Source organism: Microcoleus anatoxicus, assembly GCF_042465725.1.
Taxonomy (GTDB): Bacteria; Cyanobacteriota; Cyanobacteriia; order Cyanobacteriales; family Microcoleaceae; genus Microcoleus; species Microcoleus anatoxicus.
The window spans coordinates 4,778,414-4,800,046 of record NZ_CP120853.1 but is presented as its reverse complement, the minus strand read 5'-3'; the positions used below and the strand labels follow the sequence as shown (position 1 = coordinate 4,800,046).

Genomic DNA, 21,633 nt, shown 5'->3' with positions numbered 1-21,633 from the left:
TCCCAATTTCCCATTTTTTCCAGATTTGAGGTACGATCGCTACCAGTTTTGCAAAGGTCGAATTTGTAATGTCCCCAAACCTAACAACCAACAGGATTCACCCCCACGAGATCGGGAGTTGGCTCCGAATCTGGAGCTTGTGCGGTTTTGTGGCAATTAGTTCGATCGCCCCTACTCCCGCTGTGGCACTCCCAGCAACTTCCCATCGCGATCGCAGCAGCCACCTCATCGCTCAAACGGGTGTAATGGTTCGCCCCGCACTCAGCTTAGGCAGTAGGGGATCGGAAGTGCGAGAACTGCAAGCTGCTCTGAAATTATTGGGATTTTACGATGACAATGTAGACGGGGTTTTCTCGCAAAGCACCGCCACCGCCGTGTCCAAGTTTCAGGAAACCGCGGGGGTTACTCCCGACGGTATAGTTGGTCAAGATACTTGGAATCGATTGTTTCCTGCGACTACCGGGGCGATCGCAGGTCCGATCGACAGCAACAATCCGGTAGCCGACAATCCTCAGACTAACCCCGAGCCGAGAGCAGCTAGTTTTCCAGTTTTGAAAAGAGGAATGCGCGGCTCGGCAGTCAGAGATTTGCAAGAGCGACTGCGGGCTAAGGGATTTTTGCGATCGAGAGCTGACGGCGTGTTCGGCCGCGAAACCCAAGCTGCGGTCAAGGCTGCTCAGCGACAATATCAACTAGCCGCCGATGGCATTGTTGGCTCTGCGACTTGGGCAGTTTTATGGCGATCGCCCTAAACAAATCGGGATGCTCCCTAGAGATATCCGATCGCCATCCTCAAAATGTTAAGTTTAGTAAAGAAATTGATGTTTTTCCGAAAGTCTATGTTAGTTTAAGAACATGAAGGACAAAGCCAAGCAGCACAAACAACTTGGATTAAAGATTTGGAATTAGAGTATTTGTCCTCATCGTCTCTAGTTCTCAGGCAGCCCCTGAACCCTGTAGCTTGTTAGCAAAGAAAGGTTGATGTGGCGATCGAATTGGTTAATTAGCTTAAAGCGATTGTAAGAATCGAAATTTCTTAAGCACAACTTGCGATCGGACAGTCAAACGCATAAGTCTGAATAGACTCCGCTAATAGCTAGCTCAGAGCAGAGTAGTTGCCAAAAAAGCCCACCTTTAGTTTGAGCAAGCTCAAAATAACTTGAATCAATTGAAAGTACAAACCTTTGAGGGTCTGGCATCCGACGTGCTAGGCCCTCAACATTTTAATTGTTAGTTGATGGTTAGTTTTCATATCAATTCCGGTTGTATCGGAATGATTTAACCGCGAAGGCGCTAAGGACGCGAAGGAAGAGAAGAGAGTGTTTAATACAGGATGATGAAGAGTGGATTTTAGATCGCCTCAGTCACCAAGGCGTTTTGTTTATTGTTCCCTGGCCACGCGATCGCCTTTTGCTTATCACAATAATGCTTATTTGTCAAATTAGGTCAATTTTGCTTTACAATTCTTAAACATCGATCGGGCATTTTTTGTCTATAAAAATGACTGTTGACATTGGAAGAGTTGGTTAATGTTACGAATTTAGAAAGTTTCATGGTTAAAAATTAAAATTAGTCATAATGCCCCTGGATTGTGAAAATCGTACCACAAGCCTCAAAACAAGTAAATAGGTAAAATAATTGAGAATGATGTCAATAATTTTGGCTGTCTTTAGATTTTCTTAATATTTGGGGTGGAAAATTAGATCGAACATTTAAAACTAAATCCGCTGTTAGATTGCTTTTGCTTATCTAAGTAACTTAAGTTGGCTCGATCGCCCTCAACCCCTCAACAATATTAAGTAGGGTCGATCAAACTTTTCCCCTATTTGTTATAATCGAAGTTAAACGAAGTCGTTATGAGTTTGACTAAACTGCTATGACCACACAAACCGTAGAAAATCTAGTCATTATCGGCTCAGGCCCTGCGGGCTACACAGCAGCCATCTACGCTGGGAGAGCCAATCTCAAGCCCGTAGTCTTTGAAGGGTATCAAAGCGGAGGAGTCCCTGGCGGGCAACTGATGACTACCACAGAAGTGGAAAACTTTCCCGGCTTCCCCGAAGGTATCACCGGCCCGGAACTCATGGATCGGATGAAAGCTCAAGCCGTGCGTTGGGGTGCAGAATTATACACAGAAGATGTAACTTTTGTAGATTTTAGCCAGCGGCCGTTTACAGTGCGATCGGAAGATCGAGAAATCAAAACCCACACTATAGTAATAGCTACAGGCGCGACAGCCAAAAGGCTGCACCTACCAAGCGAAGAAAAATACTGGAATTTAGGCATATCTGCCTGTGCCATTTGCGACGGAGCTACACCGATATTCAAAAACGTAGAATTAGCAGTAGTTGGTGGTGGCGACACAGCAGCAGAAGAAGGAGTTTATCTCACCAAGTATGGTTCTCACGTTCATATGTTGGTGCGTTCGTCCTCCATGCGAGCCAGCAAAGCCATGCAAGACCGGGTTTTGAACAATCCGAGAATTACCGTGCACTGGAATACTGAGCCTGTGGATGTTTACGGTAACGGCAAGCTCGAAGGGATTAGAGTCCGAAATACCGAAACAGGGACAGAAAGCAATTTGCCCGTGAATGGGTTGTTTTATGCGATCGGTCACACTCCCAATACTGGTTTATTCCACGGTCAACTAGAACTGGACAAAATCGGCTACATTAGGCCGAAACATGGCTCGGTAGAAACCAGTGTTGAGGGAGTTTACGCCGTTGGGGATGTCCAAGACCATGAGTTTCGGCAAGCTATCACCGCCGCCGGTAGTGGTTGTATGGGTGCGATGTTGGCAGAAAGGTGGCTTTCGGCCAATGGTTTAACTCAGGAATTTCATCAAACTGAGTCGTCATTGGAGACTCCTGCACCTGTAGCGCAAACTCCCAGAGTGCGGGAAACTAGCGAGAATTTTGATATCAAACTGACGCGACACGAAGGAGCTTATGCTTTGCGGAAGTTGTTCCATGATAGCGATCGACTGATTGTAGTGAAATATGCTTCTCCTAGTTGTGGGCCTTGTCACAGTCTCAAGCCGATTTTGAACAAAGTCGTAGATGAGTTTGATGGCAAAATTCACTACGTGGAAATTGATATTGAAGAAGATCCAGAAATTGCGGAAAATGCTGGTGTGGTGGGAACACCGACGATTCAGTATTTTAAGGACAAGGCTCTGGTGACGGAGCTCAAAGGAGTGAAGCCAAAAAGCCAGTACCGTGAGTTAATTGCCAGTAATTTGTAGGTCTTGCTGCTTCTGTTTTGGGTCTTTTCTCAAGGCTGTGTTGAACGCCTCATATCCAATCCGGTAGCATCTGAATTATTCAGATGCACTCTCGGACTCTGTGTCCTCTGTGTTCTCTGCGGTTAAATCATTCCGATCTAACTGGAAACGATATTACGGCATCAAAGGTTTAATCATATCAATTCCGGTTGTATCGAAATGATTTAACCGCGAAGGCGCGAAGGACGCAAAGGAAGAGAAGAGAGAGTTTAATACAGGAGGATGAAGAGAGGATTTTATATCACACCCGCCAACCCGCTACTGTCAACAGATTTGGAAGGTGCTCAACGCCTTACGGCATCAAAGGTTTAATCACTTGACAATAAATTTACATATTCAGCGATCGCACTTTGTGCTCAACGCCTTACGGCATCAAAGGTTTAATCACATTTCGATAGCTTCTAGCGCTGTTTTAGCCTTCCCCACCAGCGCCAAAGGAAGTTGAGTGCTCAACGCCTTACGGCATCAAAGGTTTAATCACATGGTGATATTAGGGAACGTTGCTCCTTATATTCGCTATAGTGCTCAACGCCTTACGGCATCAAAGGTTTAATCACAGGTTCAGATTGCTGATTAAACAACTCATAAACCGTGCTCAACGCCTTACGGCATCAAAGGTTTAATCACAGCGGTTCCTGAAAGCCTTATATAGCAATGCCTCCTGGCCAGTTTTGCAAGCACCCCAGCACTCAAGGCACCCGGAGATAGCAATTATGGCAAAAAAGGTCATCACCACAGACATACAGCAACCCTCAAAAGCTTACACAGCCTAGGTTCTGTCAAAATGCAAGCACCTCCTCCCCTGTTCGAGAGACCTCAAACCCAATCAGGTAAAGGTTTTGAGCCTCATAAAAGCCTAGTTGAGTTCTCCACAACCAGAGGTGCTTGCATTTTTAAGAATACCTTCAGAGCTTCCATCAACAGACCGAGTACCAAAACTATTTTAAGGCACAATGGCTTCAACACATCAACGATCTCAATTCCTTTCTTCATCGGAATATGAACTTGTCTCAGATATTTCTCTGTGTTATCTGCGTCCTAGGTTCGGTTAAATCACGATCGCGCAACCGGAAACGAGCAGATCGACGCTATTCTATTTGAGTAGATCAGAATGTTTCCCAACTCCCAATTCCCAATTATTAATTATGGCTCAAGGCAGACTCCGACTACCGAGATTTCTCAACCTTGCGGCACCCTCAAACCTGTCAATGAAAATGATGTGGGTAGGTTTGACAATCACCGCTGCGTTTGTATTGATTGCCACCTTCAGCCCAACCCTACAGAGTTGGGGATGGCTGCAAAATCCTACAGATGCCTTAATTAATCCCATCCACGAACCGCCTTCAGCAACCTATTGGTTTGGGACTACCCGCAGTGGCTATGATGTTTTTTCTCGAACGCTTTTTGCTTCTAGGGCTGCTTGGCAAGTGCTCATTCTCGCTACGGGTTTGAGTTTGTCGATCGGTGTACCCTTGGGATTGGTTAGCGGTTATTTAGGTGGCAAACTCGATCGCATTCTGTTGTTTTTAATGGATACAATTTATACTTTGCCGGGATTGCTGCTGTCTTTAACCTTAGCCTTTGTGGTGGGGAAAGGAGTTTTGAATGCTGCGATCGCCCTTAGCATTTCCTACATTCCTCAATACTACCGCGTCGTCAGAAATCACACCACCAGCATCAAAACGGAACTATTTGTTGAAGCCGCTAGAGCTATGGGGGCTGATACTTGGACGGTCCTTTCCCGCTATCTGTTTTTGAACGTGATTCAGAGCGTGCCAGTGTTGTTTGCGCTCAATGCTGCCGATGCCATTTTAACCCTAGGAGGTTTAGGATTTCTCGGTTTGGGACTTCCTGAAGAAACTCCTGAATGGGGACACGATTTGCGTTTAGCCCTGGATGCACTACCTACAGGAATTTGGTGGACAGCTTTGTTTCCCGGTTTGGCTATGACTTTAATGGTAGTAGGATTGTCTTTTGTGGGAGAAGGATTGAATGAGTTTGTTAATCCTAAACTGCGGAATCAATAATCATTTTCCTATAGCACAACCTCAAACAAACCAACACCCAGACTCCCGACTTCTTAAAAAAGTCGGGAATTTAACAGACTATTTATTAAAGAAACAGACACTATAATTCAGGATGTGAAATGAAAAATATTCCTCGTATAGAATATCTCAAAGTCCAAAATTACCGAGCTTTACATAATCTAGAACTTAAAAAAATTACTCCCTTAACCGTCTTCTTGGGACCAAATGGGAGCGGAAAATCAACTATTTTTGATGTTTTCGCTTTCCTGTCTGAATGTTTTACCGAAAGCCTAAGAAAAGCATGGGATAGACGAGGCAGATTTCGAGAATTACGTACCAGAGACAGTACAGGCTGTATCATCATTGAATTAAAGTATCGAGAAACATCAAAATCACCGTTAATCACCTATCATCTCGCCATAGATGAAGAAAACAATCGTCCTTTTATCGCTGAAGAATGGCTACAGTGGAGACGAGCAGGTCAAGGTAAACCTTTTCGCTTTTTAGATTTCAAAAAAGGCGAAGGACAAGTTATTAGTGGCGCAACTCCTGATGAAGAAGATGAAAGGATAACCGAACAACTAGCATCCTCTGAATTATTAGCAGTAAATACATTAGGACAATTTGCCAAACATCCCCGCGTCAGTGCTTTAAGGCGGTTTATTACAGGTTGGTATTTATCTTATTTAACCGCAGATAATACCCGCAGCCTTCCCGAAGCAGGTGCACAGGAAAGATTGTCCCCCACTGGTGACAATTTACCCAATGTTATTCAATATCTAAAAGAACAACATCCCCAACGGTTAGAAGAAATACTAAAAACCCTTTCTGCTCGTATTCCACGCCTGGAAAAAGTCGAGGCTCTTGTCATGCAAGATGGCAGACTTTTGTTGGAAATTAAAGATGCTCCTTTTTCTCATCCCATTTTGGCAAAATATGCCTCCGACGGTACGTTAAAACTCTTAGCTTATCTAACAGTATTGTTTGACCCCAATCCCCCGCAATTAGTTGGAATAGAAGAACCAGAAAATCATTTACATCCGCGTTTATTACCTCAAGTTGCCGAAGAATGTCGTTCTGCTTCTGCTAATACTCAATTAATGGTAACAACCCATTCTCCTTTTTTTGTGGATAGTTTAAAGCCAGAAGAATTATGGGTATTATATCGAGATGAAAAAGGTTTTACTCAAGCAAAAAGAACCGCAGATATGCAGGGAGTAAAACAATTTATGGATCGTGGTGCATTACTTGGTTCGCTGTGGATGGAAGATTTTTTTGAGGTAGGAAACCCCCTCAAAAATGCGGGTGCTCCTCAATCATTTAAACCTAAAAATTAAGAGGAGGTGAGCATTTTGCATTTTGAGTTTTTAGTGGAAGAATCATCCCTAGAATCAGCTTTAACCCAGCTTTTGCCTAAAATATTGCCATCGACTGTTACATTTAAAATTCATGCTTTTAGAGGAAAAGATGATTTAATTTGTAAATTGCCTAACCGTTTGAAAGGTTATCAAGCATGGCTTCCACCTCACCTGATTGGAAAATTGTTATTTTAATAGATGAAGATCGAGAAGATTGTCTAAAATTAAAAAAGCAACTAGAAAATATAGCAATATTAGCCGGATTAATTACTAAATCTTCATGTCAAAAAAATAAATCTTTTCAAGTATTAAATCGAATTGTGGTTGAAGAATTAGAAGCATGGTTTTTCGGCGATGTTGAAGCAATTTGCCAAGCTTATCCTAAAGTCTCTGCCAATTTAGCTAATCAACAACCCTATCGAGATCCTGATGCTATCAAAGGAGGCACATGGGAGGCTTTAGAAAGAGTTTTACGAAGAGCTGGATATCATCAGGGAGGATTAGAAAAATATAAAGCCTCTAGCGAAATCTCTAAATATATGAATCCTGAATCAAATCGCTCTAAAAGCTTCCAAGTCTTTTGTCAAGGTTTATTAGAAAGTATCGATAGTTCCCAGGTATAATCAACTTTACAGATAATTGCCGATCGCACTGTTGCTGAGCTAGGATCGCGATCGATGATTTAGAGGTCATGCTTTCGGAGGACAAGTAGTAAAGAAATGTAACAAAAATTCCCTCGGTCGCGCCACCGCTCGATCTCTCAACATCCTTAACCTCATCCATTAGCCAGCGATCTGTCTACTTTACCAGGCGATCGCTCTGATTCCAGATAACTGGGCAATTTTACCTAAAATTGAGCAAGCTTCTTAATCGAATCTTTACGTTTTTTAAAGAAACTGTGAATTTAGAGTGACGGAAAATTTAAAATTGTGTGGATTCTGAGAGAGGGCGATCGTGTAAGTATGTGGCGAAAGTCAAAAAATCCTGGAAGAGTTGGGACCTAGGAGTGACAAGGGGAGCTAAGTATCAGTAAAATATATCCACATAATTTTGACTTTTGACGAGACAAACTTGTGTCCAACTGCTTAAATGAGAATAGGACGTTAATATAGCTTAATGTGATTTAACGTTAAATTTAGACCCAATTTCTGAGATTTGAGCTAACTTAACAAAGAAAGCCCCTGTTGCACTACTAACCCGCAACGCTTCATTTGGGGTAATTTTCGGTCTCTAATCCAGAGTTGCCGAGTCACAACTAAAGCTATAAGCTTTATTCGATCGCAGATTTAGAATGATTCAATTTAGGGAAACAGGGTAAAGATGGGTGCATCTATATGGATTACATTCGCCGGAATTCCGGTCAGTCAAAAACTGTCTGCTCGTTGTCTGGACGGCTACGCCGCAGTCGTTCACCCAGATACTCGCAGAAAACAACGCCAATCTCAAGTTTCAAAGTTCTTGTGGATGATTCTGAGGATTTAACCCAATCAGCCATTAGTGCCTATTGTTAAGCTAAGCTGACAAAGCTTGGGTAGTTCTTGACCAATAATGGAAAATATCTTCCAATTTTTGTGAGAAAGGCTACAATCGGAAAGGTCTTTGCAAGATCCAATACTGACTGTTTGGTGCTTCGACCCAAAACTTTTGCGTTTTGTGCAGCAGACAGACATCCTGGGAGGCGAAAACTAGCCGTGCAACTGCGATGTCTGGCTATCAGAGTGAATGCAGCAGGCGAACCAAAAGTTGGACACCTGAAAAACAAAAGTTAAAGGGTTCCGTTCAGGGAAACTTGTACGGGTAAAAAATAGAAGTCCAAATTAGAAAAGTTAGTTTTTCCAGAAGTGCCTTCCCTCGGCTCTGTGGTTAGAGCTTCTAGGCAAAATATCGCAGAAACTGCGGTAACAGATTGCGAAGCAAACAGCCAAGCACTCAATTCGAGGTCGCGACAATCATGTCTGCTATGGGCGAGATACTCAACAAAACTGGATAACCAGCTCAAATCTGTACAGAGATATCTCGGTTAGGTCTAACCACAGACTAGGTTAAGAAGGTCATGGCACCCTGTGGGTACATGAGAAAATCCTTGCTCAGTCACTACCAGTTAAATATCTTGATTTAGCAAAGGAAGTGCTGGTAGCTTGAAAAAAGTTCTTAACATTACCCAAACAAAAATCCTCCGATGATTTGGAGGCTTGACTTGAGCAAAATATTCCTTGTAGACAACAACTGGTAGACAAAAAATCCCACTCTTTCTGGCTGTGGGAATGTCAATACTGGCTAACTTGTCTAAACTACAAACAGACACTATTCGACTGTTATTTATTCTTCAATTTAGGAGCATGAGGAAGGCGGCATGATCCAGGCAAACACCGTACTCGAAACCAAAATCAAACCCCAAATGGAAACTATCGAGTTGCTTCGGAACACCGAAAGCGTTCTACCTGAGAGCGAGTTGGAACTATTTATCGACGATGAAGACGATAGAGATGATTTTCTAGACACTCAATCTGAGGAAGACGATACTAAGTCTGGCAAAGGTGCCAAAGCTCGCCGTCGAGCTCAGGCAAAGAAAAAGCATTATACTGAAGACTCTATTCGTCTTTACTTGCAAGAAATAGGTCGGATTCGACTGTTACGAGCTGACGAAGAGATTGAACTGGCGCGTAAAATTGCCGATTTGTTGGAATTGGAGCGCGTCAGAGAACAACTTTTAGAGGACTTAGACAGAGAACCCAAAGACAATGAATGGGCGACTGCTGTCGAGATGGCGCTACCGGCATTTCGTCATCGACTCCATGTCGGACGACGGGCTAAGGAAAAAATGGTGCAGTCAAACCTGCGTTTGGTGGTGTCGATCGCCAAAAAATACATGAATCGTGGTTTGTCTTTCCAAGATTTGATTCAGGAAGGTTCTCTGGGTTTAATCCGGGCGGCAGAAAAGTTTGACCATGAAAAAGGTTATAAGTTCTCAACCTACGCGACTTGGTGGATTCGTCAAGCCATTACTAGGGCCATTGCTGACCAATCTCGCACTATCCGCCTACCGGTTCACCTTTACGAAACCATTTCGCGGATCAAGAAAACTACAAAACTTCTTTCTCAAGAAATGGGTCGCAAGCCTACGGAAGAAGAAATTGCGACTAAGATGGAAATGACGATCGAGAAATTGCGCTTCATTGCTAAGTCAGCACAATTGCCGATTTCTTTAGAAACTCCGATCGGTAAAGAAGAAGATTCGCGTCTGGGAGATTTTATTGAATCCGACGGAGAAACACCGGAAGATCAAGTCTCAAAGAATTTGTTGCGGGAAGATTTAGAAAGCGTTTTAGATACCCTCAGCCCGCGGGAGCGAGATGTATTGCGACTGCGGTACGGCTTAGATGATGGACGGATGAAGACCTTGGAGGAAATTGGTCAAATCTTTAACGTCACTCGCGAGCGGATTCGGCAAATCGAAGCCAAAGCCTTGCGGAAGTTGCGCCATCCCAACCGGAACAGCATCTTAAAAGAATATATCCGCTAGAGTATTTATCTAGCATCACCCAAAAGAGTGATTTGGATTCCAGTTGCACTCAGCGAGGATAGTTGACGGTTGACCATTGATGGTTGACCGTTGACTCTCGGCTGCGAGTGTGAAATCCTGACCAAAAAAAAATCTGACCAAAAATTTGGGAGTCTCAAACAGAACTCCCAAATTTTCTCAGGCTTCAAACGCATCGACTAAAAAATTACATTAAGCCCCAGAAGTGGAGCAATCCTTCACCAGAAACCAATTCGATGATGACAGCAGCAGAGAAACCAATCATCGCCAGACGACCGTTCCAATTTTCGGCTCCTTCGCTAAAGCCCCAGTTCCAAGCGTTACGTTTTTGTTGTTGCATGGTTTGAACTTCCTTCATTAAGTTTTGTAAGACTTATGTAAATAAAGATAACATATACTTGCATAAAGTGGAAGGTTATGGGAAAGAAGGTAAAACTTGGCGATCGCTAACGGGGGAATATGGCCAATTCAGTCTCCGGGTCAAAAAGGTGAATTTTATCATGGGCGATCGCCAGCCACAACTCCTCGCCCACACGGAGCGATCGCTCAGGAGGAACGCGCACTTGCAAGCAAAGGGCTGGTGCATCGGTGAGACTAACCCGCAAATAGGTTTCGTATCCCAAAGCTTCCACAATATCGACTTGAACCGAAAGATTTTTAGTAGCAGGAGGGTGAATGGTCAAATGTTCTGGCCGAATTCCCAAAATGAGAGATTTACCGTCATACTTTTGTAAACTTTTTGCCCAAATATCAGGTAAAGTAAAGCGAAAATGAGGGTGAGAAATTAATAACGGAGCAGTAAATTGCACCGGTAAAAAATTCATCGGCGGAGAACCAATAAACTCAGCCACAAACAAGTTAGCAGGCTTGTTATAAAGCTGTAGAGGTACATCTACTTGTTGAAGTTGACCGAGATTCATAATCGCAATGCGATCGCCCATAGTCATCGCTTCAGTTTGGTCGTGAGTCACATAAATAGTTGTAGTTCCCAATTGTCGCTGCAACTGCACAATTTGCGATCGAGTTTCCCCCCTCAATTTAGCATCCAGATTAGAAAGGGGTTCATCCATTAAAAAAACTTCAGGATTTCGAGCCATAGCCCTACCCAAAGCTACCCGCTGTTTTTGTCCTCCCGAAAGTTGTTTGGGTAAACGATTTAACAAAGGTTCTATTTGCAGCAATTGAGCAACTTTAATCACTCGTTTTGCCACAGTTTTTTCCCGTTCAGAAAAATAGCGTAGACCCTTGGGTAAATTCCGAGTGATACCTACTAATAAATCTTCAAATAAAGGCTGAATTTGATATTTTTCAATATTAGTAATCAACCAATTTTCAATTTTATAAATAATCTCTTGTTTATTTTTAATTCTGCCTAGGGAGTGCGGACTAAGGACTAATGACTTTTTCTCTCTTTCCGATCGCCGCAATCCAAAAGCGAGATTATCGTAAACTGTTAAGTGAGGATAGAGAGCATAATTTTGAAAGACCATGGCGATATTTCGGTCTTTAGGCGGCAAATCGTTAAGGAGCCGATCGCCTACCCAGATATTGCCAGCAGTCAGAGTTTCCAAACCAGCGAGCGATCGGAGCAAAGTGCTTTTTCCACAGCCCGAAGGCCCCACTAACACCATGAATTCCCCATCTTCGACAGTTAGGTTAATGCGGCGCAAAACGCTGTTAGACCTGGAGGGATGGCTATCTGGTGAGATATTTTCTGTAGAATTTGCCTCTTTGTCCTGCTCTCCTTGGCGGAGTGGAAAGCTTTTGTAGATATTTTCTAGTACAACTTTAGCCATTGAACTATTTTAAAATTGGGAATGGGGAATGGGGAATGGGGAATTGGGAATGGGGAATGGGGAATTGGGGAATGGGGAATGGGGAATTGGGAATTGGGAAAAACCCGAAAAGCAAAATATCTTCCTTCTTCCTTCTTCCTTCTTCCTTCTTCCTTCTACTGACAACTAATAACTTTGATAATTTTTTCCCCAGGATGGAGGTCAAAAACTTTTTCACCGGGAGCATCCTTGCCCCAAAAAGCAATAGCATCAGTAGCCGATCGCACAAATCGGCCAGTATTAGTTAAAAGTTTGACATCACTACCAGGAACAAACCGCAGCAAGCCAACCAAAGTATCTTTAGGTTCTGCGAAACGAAAAGCTTGGGTGCCGATTTCACCGCGGTTAGTCAGTCGGACAGAACCGGCGGGCATCCGTTTAGCCCAACCCAACTCCGAAAATAGTACCAGACTGTCATCGGGGTCGAGAGTCACGCAACCCACCAAATCTTCTTGTTTTCGCAGCCGCGTGGCTTGAGAACCCTGGGCTGCGCGGCCCATAGGTGGCAGTTGTTCGTCATTCACCTCAAAGCGGAGGACTCGGCCTCCCGTTGTGGCGATGGCGACTTGTTCGCCGACTTTAGTAAGACTAGCCCAGCGCAGTCGATCGTCTTCCTTGAGCTTAACAAGAGTCACACCGCGATTAGTCAAATCCGCAAATTCTGAAAGTGGTAGACGCTTAATTTTACCTTGGTCAGTCAGGGTTACTAAGTCCGTCGCTTCGGAATTTTCCGGCAAAATAAAGTGTGCGACTGTGAGTTCGGACAAAGTGCGACCGGCACTTTCTTTGGTAGCCGATGGCGAAAGTAAACTGACGATGGGGGTGCCTCGATCGCGCCCGCTGCTAGTGGGAATATCAGAGACTTTCAGGGGATAAGCCTTACCACTAGGAGTTAAGATGACTAAATTGCGATCGGTTTTAGTTGGGGTGGCCGTGACAATAAAATCTTCATTTTTTTCTAAAGCTTGAAGCGACTTTTCCCTACTTTTAGGACGGGATCGATCGCCCGTTGGCAGCCGCCGCACGTAATGTTTGTGAGTAAACTCAACAATAGTTTCCTCGGCCTGGGGCATCGGAAATAGGGTAGGAGGCGCAGTTAATTCTGTGTCAGACGGGAGTGGGGATTTTTGCTTGCCAGAACCTTTTTGTTCGCTGTTAGCAGCAGGTGCCGGACCATTAATCAATTTAGTACGGCGCGGGTCTGTATGCTTACGTTTGAGCGATCGGAATTCTTTCTTCAAAGCCTTCAAAAGTTCATGTCTGTCGCCCAAAAGCCGCTGCAATTCTTGAATTTTTACCATCAATTCATCCAACTCAGACTGCAAATTTTGTCTTTCCAAACCAGTCAGCCGACGCATCGGCATGGACAAAATCGCATCAGCTTGACTTTCGGTCAAATTAAGGCGAACTTGGAAATTGGCTTTAGCAGTGGTGCCATCGGGAGCATTTCGGAGAATATCGATCGCCACATCAAGATTTGTCAAAGCCAACATTAAGCCTTGGACAATGTGACAGCGGCGTTGGGCCACCTCCAACTCGTAATTGTAGCGACGGGTGAGAGTCAGTTCCCGAAAATGCAAAAATTCTTGCAACAATTGTCTGAGAGTTAACTGTCGTGGTTGACCGTTGACAATTGCCAGCAAAATCGCGCCAAAATTACTTTGCAAGTCAGTTTGTTGGTAAAGACGAGCTAGAACTGCTTCTGGGTTAGATTCGCGCTTAAGTTCGACCACAACTCGAATACCCTCGCGATCGCTTTCGTCCCGCAAATCAGCAATCCCATCAAGTCTGCCAGCATTGACCAAATCCGCCACCTTTTCAATCCAAGCGGCCTTATTGACCTGAAAAGGAAACTCCGTCACCACCAGCGCCGTTTTAGTGCGTATTTTGCGATTACCAGGCACTTCCTCCACCCGAACCACACCCCTGACCGCAATACTGCCTCGCCCCTTAGTGTAGGCATCAATAATGCCCTCTGTAGCAATGATTTCGCCACCTGTGGGAAAATCCGGTCCCGGAATTAATTCCAGCAACTTCTGATCCGAGAGTTCCGGGTTTTCAGTCAAAGCAATTAAACCGTCCACCACCTCGCCCAAATTGTGTGGGGGAATATTAGTTGCCATGCCCACGGCAATGCCAGTACAGCCATTGAGAAGTAAAAAAGGCAACTGGGCCGGCAAAACCGTAGGTTCCTGCTGCGAACTGTCAAAATTAGCAGTAAAATCAACAGTGGCATCACCGACCTGAGTTAGCATGGCTTCATGGGCGATCGAAGCCAGTCTGGTTTCGGTGTAACGCATGGCAGCAGCCGGATCGTTGTCCACAGAACCAAAATTGCCGTGACCCGCCAGTAAAGGATAGCGGCTCGAAAACTCTTGAACCATACGCACCAAAGCGTCGTAAACCGATTGGTCTCCGTGGGGGTGATATTTTCCCAAAACATCTCCCACTACCCTGGCACACTTGCGGTAGGGGCGGTCTGGTGTCAAACCGAGTTCGTGCATCGCGTACAAAATTCGGCGGTGAACGGGTTTTAAACCGTCGCGGACATCAGGCAAAGCTCGCCCGACGATCACACTCATGGCATATTCAAGGTACGATTGCTGCATCTCGGCGTGCAGAGCCGTAGAAATTACTTGCCCGGAAAGTAGGTTTAGTTGTTTAGCCATGAGTCCTTATGTCCGTTAATTCCTGAGTGCTAGGGCAAGAGTCAAGGGGCTCGTAATGGTTGCCTATCTGAGCGTGAAAACTGTTTGTCGCTCTTGGAACTGAAAGTTCGACAAAGCCACCAATCAGGGGGATAAAAATCAACTTAACTTATGAAAAAAGAATAAGAGTGCCGAACACTGGCAACACTTGCTTTTTACCCTCCACTCTTACCCTAACCTCTATGTTGCCTTCAATGGCGCCTACCTTTTTATTTACAGGATATGTGAAAACAATTTCTTTGAGTTCGCTTCTGCACAGACTGCATCGGCTAAAATTTTTGAGTGCCCGTGCATCTATTCAGCCTATCTACCAAACCTCAGAGACAAGTCAACAATTAATTGAACGATGCTAGGGTAAAGCCGATCGGTTACTATGCCAACATAAGTGATACCAGCAGGACTAAACATTGCTTTATTCTAAAAGCAAGTAGGAAACAAACAGTTATCAAATACGGGTTTTGCAGAGTTCCCGGCCTATGGCACTAAAAACACTGCACGATTTGACACTGTTTCGAGGCTATTGAAGGGAAGTTGCAAGCGATCGCAAAACCCAGATAACCAAGCCCAGTGCAGGATTAGCCAAGGGGGAGGCTAGTTAACAGAGGGAACTGTGGCGCGATCGCGGGCAGGTTGTGAGACCAGAGATGAAATCTGCGACGAACTGCACCTTGGGGCTGGAATTTGCCCACCCAAGGTACAGTACAAAAAGTCCACCATTGCCTGACAGACTCTGGGAGGGCGGATATTTCCTCAAAAGCCAGCCAACAATCGGCACTCCCACCTGCGTCACCAGCGATTTCTCCTAAAAAGATAGCCAAAAACCAGCAAAATGCCTGTTTCACAACAACTACCGGAAACATATAACCGACTAAAAACACGCACAGCCACTTTTTTGGAACCGCTGGCGCAATGCCTCGATCGCAGTGATGCCTTGAGAATAGCGTTGCCCCATAGAACTGTAGAAGAGGCTGAGGGGTTTGAGGGGCGTTTTCTGTTCCGGTCTGAACATACTGAGTTTTTTTCACTTACCGAATACTTTTATGAAAACCGTTCTGATTGTAGAGGACGATTTAGTCAATGCTCGAGTCTTCTCCAAAATTTTAACCAAGCGAGGAGGCTTAACAGTAAAGCACACCGAAAATGTTGAGGAAGTGATGCAAATTGCTTCTAACGGTGAGGCAGACTTGATTTTGATGGATGTGTCTCTTTCACGCAGTGTGTATCAAGGCAAGGCTGTTGATGGCATCAAAATCACTCAATTGCTGAAGGCAGACCCCCAAACAGCTTCTCTGCCAATTATTTTGGTAACTGCTCATGCTATGGCTGGGGATAGGGAGACTTTTATGGACCAGAGCGGTGCTGATGGTTACATATCCAAGCCAGTAGTAGACCATCAGCTATTTGTCGATAAAATCAAGGCACTGCTGCCAAAGGAGTAGCGACAAACAAGAAAAATACTTGAAGGGAAGAAGGCAAAAAGTTAGGAAAAAGAATAATATAGCAACCGCCAACGCTATTAGACATCTCCTAAAAAGACTGTCAAGAACAGGCAGGATGCCTGTTCCACAATAATTATGGGAGAGGTCTATTAAACCCCTTTGACCCTTTGACCCTTCGACCCTTAGACCCCTTCGGCTAGGTGGTTCCGGCCCTTCGACTACGCTCTGGGAACAGCGAACAATGACCAAAGCGCCTGGGCGGTTGCTATACATTCAAAAATTGCCACAAAAATTCAAAAAAAGTGCCAATAAAGAGACAAAAAACTATAGGAAATTCCTTCTCCATCAGCACAGCGATTTAATTTTCTTGTAGGGGCGGTGTCAAGAGTGCCCGTCTGCGAACCCCCCGTGCCCCAGGGCTGTTTCATTCTCAAAAAAAAACAATGATGGGGAAGAATACCCACCCCTAGACCCTCCCAGGAGGGGTTAGGGGTGGGTTCCCTCCCAGGAGAGGTTAGGGGTCAGGGCTGTTTCATTCTCAGACAAATCATGGTTTTGTAGGGGTAGTGCCAAGAATACCTACCCTCTTCGTCCACGATTTTGTATGTGTTTCAGAGATTGGGGCGGGCAAGTACACACCATCCACTACCCATACAAAACGACATCTTGGACAGAGAGAGCAACCGGGCACGGAATTACCCCCCTACAAAACGCTATAGGCAAATCGATCGCAAACTCGGAATATAGCCGCACTACGGACACCATAGGATGCCCTTGTGTTTGCAAGCTTCCTTTGAAAGCTAATAGTTACACCCCCTTCAACCCCCCCTTAGCAAGGGGGGCTTTGAATGCCTGTGGGCGATCGGGTTGCGCTTCCTGTTCCTTTCCCAAAAACGAAACCCGTTTCGCCTTTGAAAAAGAAAATAACTAGGCAACCACATTAGTCCTCATCGTCGTAGTCATCCCCAAGCTCAAAGTCGTCATCCCCCATCGCCCCCATCGCATCATCATCCCCATCCGCCACAAAATCATCATCCCCAACCTCAACCTCCTCCTCAAACTCATCATCCGCCTCAACACCCGAACCAGAACCCACACCAAACCCAGACTCGATCGCATAAGCACGACGAGCCGAGCGATCGTCCAGCACCGCCCCCTCCGACAAACCCCGAACATCCTCATCGTCAAACACCCCACCATCCAGCGAAATATCCGCACCTAGCTGATCCTCATAGGCATTGAACCCCGTACCAGCCGGAATCAAACGCCCAATAATCACATTCTCCTTCAGCCCCCGCAACCAATCAGACTTACCCTCGATCGCAGCCTCCGTCAACACCCGCGTCGTCTCCTGAAAAGAAGCAGCCGAAATAAAGCTATCAGTATTCAGAGAAGCCTTAGTGATACCCAACAACACAGGAACATAATCCGCCGGCGCACCACCAGTGATAGACATCGCCTCATTCACCTGTTCCACCTGTCGCAACTCCACCAGCTCCCCAGGAAGCATAGTAGTATCACCCCCATCCTCCATCCGCACCTTATTAGTCATCTGTCGGACAATCACCTCAATGTGCTTATCCGAAATATCAACCCCCTGAGACTGATAAACCGCCTGGACTTCATTCACCAACAAAGTCTGCACCTGCTGGAAACTCTCCAGAGCCGCCTCAAAAGTCGGCTTCCGCTCCTTCAGCACCTGGAAATAAACCTCCAGAATCTCATGAGGATTCGCCGGACCATCAGTCAGCGCCTCCGCAGCACCCACCCGCTGTCCATCAGAAACAATCGGATTCTGACCAGGGAGAAGGGGATACTCCTCAATCCGCCCATCATCCTCCACCACTCGGAGCTCCACAACATCCCCATCAGCCTCCACCTGAGCCACCCCAGGACGCTTCGCCAAAATACAAGCCTCCTTCGGCTTCCGAGCCTCCAGCAATTCCTCAATCCGTGGCAAACCTTGGATAATATCCCCCGTCTTTGCCCGCTCAAACACCAAAATCACCAAATTATCCCCCCGCTGCACCAAATCCCCATCATCCACATGGAGCACCGCACCAGCCGAAACCCGATAGGGACGCGCAATGCGCAGCATAATTTTAGTTGGCTCATCAGGAACAGTCGGAGGAGTAACTTTCATCACCTGACCAGACTCCTCCAGAAAAAACCCAGGCACCACCTCAGTACCAGCCACCAACAACTCCCCAGGACTCACCTGGGGAGTACCCACCACATCGATCGTCACCGCATCCACATCCCGCATCACCAAAAGTCGGCGCACCGGTTCCCCAATCTTTTCCCGAATCCCCCGGACAGTCCCCGCCTCCTTACACAAAATCTCAGTCCGAGCCACCACAGCACCGGGCGCAATCTCTTGACCATCCTCCACCAACAACCTGGTGTGAGTGCTCCCCTGAGTTGGGTCCGCCGAAACATCCCGGCGCAAAGCCAAAGACTCCAAAATCACCAACTGGAGACGCAAAGGCTTCGATCGCCCTTCCTCATCCTCATCCAGCATCGCCAGAGCCCCATCAGACTCCGCCCCATCCAACCGCCACCCAGGACCCGAACCATCAGCCCCAAAAGCCACAGCATCCACCTCATCCGGCAACAGCTCAATATCCGCCGCCAACTGCGGAGCATCCGTCCCAATCTCCAAAATCAACTGAGTTCGCAACAACTCCAACCCATCCACAGACTTCACCCGCTCCCCATCCTTATAGGGCAACCGTTGAACCGCCCGCAGAGCAATAGACTCATTCAGCGCCGTCTGCGAAGGCACCGGAGGGCGATCGGGCACAGGGAATTCCACCACAGGCCGCAACAACAACGCAGGACCCTCCGGAGTCTCGATATATTCCGCATAGGTCAACTCCCCAGCAACCAAACCAGGCACAACCTCCTGACCCGCATTCACAATTTGCCCCTCACCCAGAGCCAACAGAGGGCGATCGACAGCATGCAACTCCCCAGGCTTAATCACAATTTCCCGCAAAATATCATTCTTCTGAGTCACCTCCACAGCCCCACTGGTTTGGCAGAAAATATCCTTCACCACCTCAGTCCCAGCTTCCACATACTGCCCATCCTCCACCAACAGCAGAGAAATATCTTTGTTTACCTCATGGCACTCCTCCGGTATCCACAGCAGAGTGCCACCCTTCACCACCTCATAGCCCAGCTTCGCCTTCCCACGCTTGTGCACTTCCACCCCAGCGTATTTCACAATACCCCCCGTAGCAGTGCGATAGCTATCATCCAGCAACTCCGCCACCACTTCCCCATTAATCACCTTACTCCCCGGAGTAGTCTTCAGCGAAAAACGTTGATTAGAAGCAGTTTCAATGATGTAATGCTCCCGCCCTCCCATGCTCTCTTGCCTCACCACAGCCTGGTCCAGCAACACCTGTGCCGTAATGATTTCCACCTCCCTAGAGTCAGCAATGCGAACAACACCACCATGCTCAGATATCAGCTTAGTCTCAGCAATCACGCTCTGGGCCCTTATCCGATCGCCATTCTTCACCGCCGGCTCAGCCCCCGGAGGCAAATTATACACCTCCCCAGAAAGAATCCAAACCAACCCCCCCTTACTAGCCGTCCGAGTCGTATTACCCTGGCGATCGGTCTTCTCTTCCGGAATAATGTCAGCAAACCTCGCCTCCCCAGCCAAATCCGAAGCCACATCCGTCGTCACCTTCTCCGTCGTCTTCTTTGCAGCCCGCCCCGCGATCGGCACCTCCGCCAAAATCTGACCAAGCTTAGCCCGCTGTCCATCCTTCACCATCACCGTCGAACCCTGGGCGATCGCCAGCTCAATCTTCAGCTTCTGATTCTTCGCCCCAGACCTTCCTTCCTCAAAACCCTCCCCCTCCAAAATCAACTTCCCACTACTTTCCGCCACCAGAGCCTCCTCCCCATGGCGAGTACGAAAAGCACGAGTCCGCAGATTCTTGAACCTCACCACACCAGCAAAAGGAGCCCGTTCCTGCTTAGCAACCTCCCCAGTAAACACCCCCCCAGTGTGGAAAGTCCGCATAGTAAGCTGAGTCCCCGGTTCCCCAATAGACTGAGCCGCAATAATCCCGATCGCCTCCCCCATATCCACCATCTTCGAGTGCGCCAAACTCCAGCCATAACAGTGCTGACAAACCGAACGAGTAGCCTCGCAAGTCAAAGGCGATCGCAAAAACACCTCCGCCACCCCAGACCTACCAATCTCCAAAGCCAACTCCTCAGTAATCGGCTGATTCCGCACCGCCAGCTCATTCTCAAAAGCCACAACCTTCCCAGTAATCGGATGAATCACATCCGCCGCAAACACCCGTCCCAGCAGCCTCTCCCTCAGCGGAATCAACACCGTAGCCCCATCCATCATCGGACGCACCCGAATCCCCCGCATCGTCCCACAATCCACCTCCCGCACGATCACATCCTGAGACACATCCACCAACCTTCTAGTCAAATACCCAGAATCCGCCGTCCGCAGAGCCGTATCCACCAACCCCTTCCGAGCCCCATAGGAAGAAATAATATACTCCGTAACCGTCAGCCCCTCCCGGAAATTAGTCTTAATCGGCAAATCAATAATCTCCCCCTGGGGGTCCGCCATCAACCCCCGCATCCCCACCAACTGCCGCACCTGAGAAATATTGCCCCGCGCCCCAGAAAAAGCCATCATATAAACCGAATTCAAAGGGTCCGTCGCCCGAAAATTCTTCACCACCTCATCCTTCAAATCCTCCGACGTACTATTCCAAGTATCAATCACCTTCTGGAACCGCTCCACCTCAGTAATTTCCCCCCTGGTATACCGCTGCTCCGTAATCCGAATCTCCTCCTCCGCAGCATCCAACAGCGATCGCTTAGAAGGCGGCACCTGCAAATCATCCACACTAATAGAAACCCCCGCACGAGTCGCAAACCGAAAACCCAAATCCTTCAACCTATCCGCCATCTCCGCCGTCCGCGACGTACCATGATGCGTAAAAAACCAAGAAATCAACTTCTTAAGACGACCCTTATCCACTACACGATTGTGAAAAACAATACCCTTATCCATTGCCATTTTCTTTATCCTTAAATTACCTAAATTGTTTGCAAACTTTCACCAACTCAAACCAATTTAATGGGTCGTTGCATATATTTCGATCCCCCTCGCATCCCCCGATCGAAAAGAGACCTTGAGAAGCATCTTGCCCCCCCGATCGAGGCATATATTTCGATCCCCCTAAATCCCCCTTAAGAAGGGGGACTTTGAGAAGCATCTTGCCCCCCGCATCGTTGCGGGGACTTGGAGAAGAATCCTGTCCCCCCGCATCGTTGCGAGGACTTGGAGAAGAATCTTGCCCCCCCTCCCACCAGCGGAACTTGGAGAAGAATCCTGCCCCCCCTCCCACCAGCGGAACTTGGAGAAGAATCCTGCCCCCCCTCCCACCA

Annotated in this window: 16 protein-coding genes; 10 read left to right on the top strand and 6 right to left on the bottom strand. The window is 46.7% G+C overall.

Translation table 11 applies throughout. The features are described 5' to 3' along the window. Nucleotides 1-68: 68 nt before the first annotated feature. From P2A85_RS20855 to P2A85_RS20825, 7 genes are all read left to right on the top strand, one after another. Nucleotides 69-752 carry a peptidoglycan-binding protein gene (locus P2A85_RS20855; RefSeq protein WP_377475288.1) on the top strand — a complete coding sequence of 228 codons (684 nt, stop codon included), beginning with the start codon at nucleotides 69-71 and terminating at the stop codon, nucleotides 750-752. Between the two features lie 1,124 nt (nucleotides 753-1,876). Beyond that, nucleotides 1,877-3,244: a thioredoxin-disulfide reductase gene (trxB, locus tag P2A85_RS20850; RefSeq protein ID WP_377475287.1), complete on the top strand. Its 1,368-nt coding sequence runs from the start codon at nucleotides 1,877-1,879 to the stop codon at nucleotides 3,242-3,244. Nucleotides 3,245-4,428: 1,184 nt separating this feature from the next. Further along, nucleotides 4,429-5,310 (top strand): ABC transporter permease, encoded by an 882-nt coding sequence (locus P2A85_RS20845; RefSeq protein ID WP_377481611.1) that lies wholly within the window; start codon nucleotides 4,429-4,431, stop codon nucleotides 5,308-5,310. Nucleotides 5,311-5,429: 119 nt separating this feature from the next. Next, complete coding sequence (locus P2A85_RS20840; protein ID WP_377475286.1) at nucleotides 5,430-6,647, top strand: AAA family ATPase; 1,218 nt, start codon at nucleotides 5,430-5,432, stop codon at nucleotides 6,645-6,647. Between the two features lie 6 nt (nucleotides 6,648-6,653). Further along, nucleotides 6,654-6,863 (top strand): hypothetical protein, encoded by a 210-nt coding sequence (locus tag P2A85_RS20835; RefSeq protein WP_377475284.1) that lies wholly within the window; start codon nucleotides 6,654-6,656, stop codon nucleotides 6,861-6,863. After that, nucleotides 6,824-7,291: a DUF4276 family protein gene (locus P2A85_RS20830; protein WP_377475283.1), complete on the top strand. Its 468-nt coding sequence runs from the start codon at nucleotides 6,824-6,826 to the stop codon at nucleotides 7,289-7,291. Before P2A85_RS20835 ends, P2A85_RS20830 begins: the two co-directional genes overlap by 40 nt. A gap of 697 nt (nucleotides 7,292-7,988) precedes the next feature. Continuing rightward, nucleotides 7,989-8,150, top strand: a complete 162-nt coding sequence (locus P2A85_RS20825; RefSeq protein ID WP_340522377.1) for a hypothetical protein — start codon at nucleotides 7,989-7,991, stop codon at nucleotides 8,148-8,150. Between the two features lie 283 nt (nucleotides 8,151-8,433). On the opposite strand, the gene P2A85_RS20820 is transcribed toward P2A85_RS20825, so the two are convergent. Beyond that, entirely contained in the window at nucleotides 8,434-8,667 is a 234-nt protein-coding gene (locus P2A85_RS20820) for a hypothetical protein (protein ID WP_340522375.1), read from the bottom strand. A 354-nt stretch (nucleotides 8,668-9,021) separates the two neighbouring features. Here P2A85_RS20820 and rpoD point away from each other — a divergent pair, with 354 nt between their 5' ends. After that, nucleotides 9,022-10,191 carry an RNA polymerase sigma factor RpoD gene (rpoD, locus tag P2A85_RS20815; protein ID WP_340522373.1) on the top strand — a complete coding sequence of 390 codons (1,170 nt, stop codon included), beginning with the start codon at nucleotides 9,022-9,024 and terminating at the stop codon, nucleotides 10,189-10,191. A 205-nt stretch (nucleotides 10,192-10,396) separates the two neighbouring features. Here rpoD and P2A85_RS20810 read toward each other — a convergent pair whose 3' ends face one another. Then, nucleotides 10,397-10,549, bottom strand: coding sequence for a chlorophyll A-B binding protein (locus tag P2A85_RS20810; RefSeq protein ID WP_371114038.1), 153 nt, complete (start codon nucleotides 10,547-10,549; stop codon nucleotides 10,397-10,399). 106 nt (nucleotides 10,550-10,655) lie between these two features. Further along, on the bottom strand, nucleotides 10,656-12,005 hold the full coding sequence (locus P2A85_RS20805; RefSeq protein WP_377475282.1) for an ABC transporter ATP-binding protein: 1,350 nt from the start codon (nucleotides 12,003-12,005) through the stop codon (nucleotides 10,656-10,658). 28 nt (nucleotides 12,006-12,033) lie between these two features. Between P2A85_RS20805 and P2A85_RS20800 the strand changes: the two genes are divergently transcribed. Next, a complete protein-coding gene (locus P2A85_RS20800; protein ID WP_377475281.1) occupies nucleotides 12,034-12,174 on the top strand; it encodes a hypothetical protein in 141 nt (46 codons plus the stop codon). Here the strand turns inward: P2A85_RS20800 and P2A85_RS20795 are convergent. Next, nucleotides 12,161-14,713: a DNA topoisomerase (ATP-hydrolyzing) subunit A gene (locus tag P2A85_RS20795; RefSeq protein WP_377475280.1), complete on the bottom strand. Its 2,553-nt coding sequence runs from the start codon at nucleotides 14,711-14,713 to the stop codon at nucleotides 12,161-12,163. The two genes, P2A85_RS20800 and P2A85_RS20795, sit on opposite strands and share 14 nt — an antisense overlap. Before the next feature lie 614 nt (nucleotides 14,714-15,327). After that, complete coding sequence (locus tag P2A85_RS20790) at nucleotides 15,328-15,777, bottom strand: hypothetical protein (RefSeq protein ID WP_377475279.1); 450 nt, start codon at nucleotides 15,775-15,777, stop codon at nucleotides 15,328-15,330. 15 nt (nucleotides 15,778-15,792) lie between these two features. On the opposite strand from P2A85_RS20790, the gene P2A85_RS20785 reads away from it, so the two are divergent. Next, on the top strand, nucleotides 15,793-16,191 hold the full coding sequence (locus tag P2A85_RS20785) for a response regulator (RefSeq protein WP_340522328.1): 399 nt from the start codon (nucleotides 15,793-15,795) through the stop codon (nucleotides 16,189-16,191). Between the two features lie 940 nt (nucleotides 16,192-17,131). Here P2A85_RS20785 and P2A85_RS20780 read toward each other — a convergent pair. Beyond that, on the bottom strand, nucleotides 17,132-21,262 hold the full coding sequence (locus P2A85_RS20780; RefSeq protein ID WP_377475278.1) for a DNA-directed RNA polymerase subunit beta'': 4,131 nt from the start codon (nucleotides 21,260-21,262) through the stop codon (nucleotides 17,132-17,134). Nucleotides 21,263-21,633 lie beyond the last annotated feature (371 nt).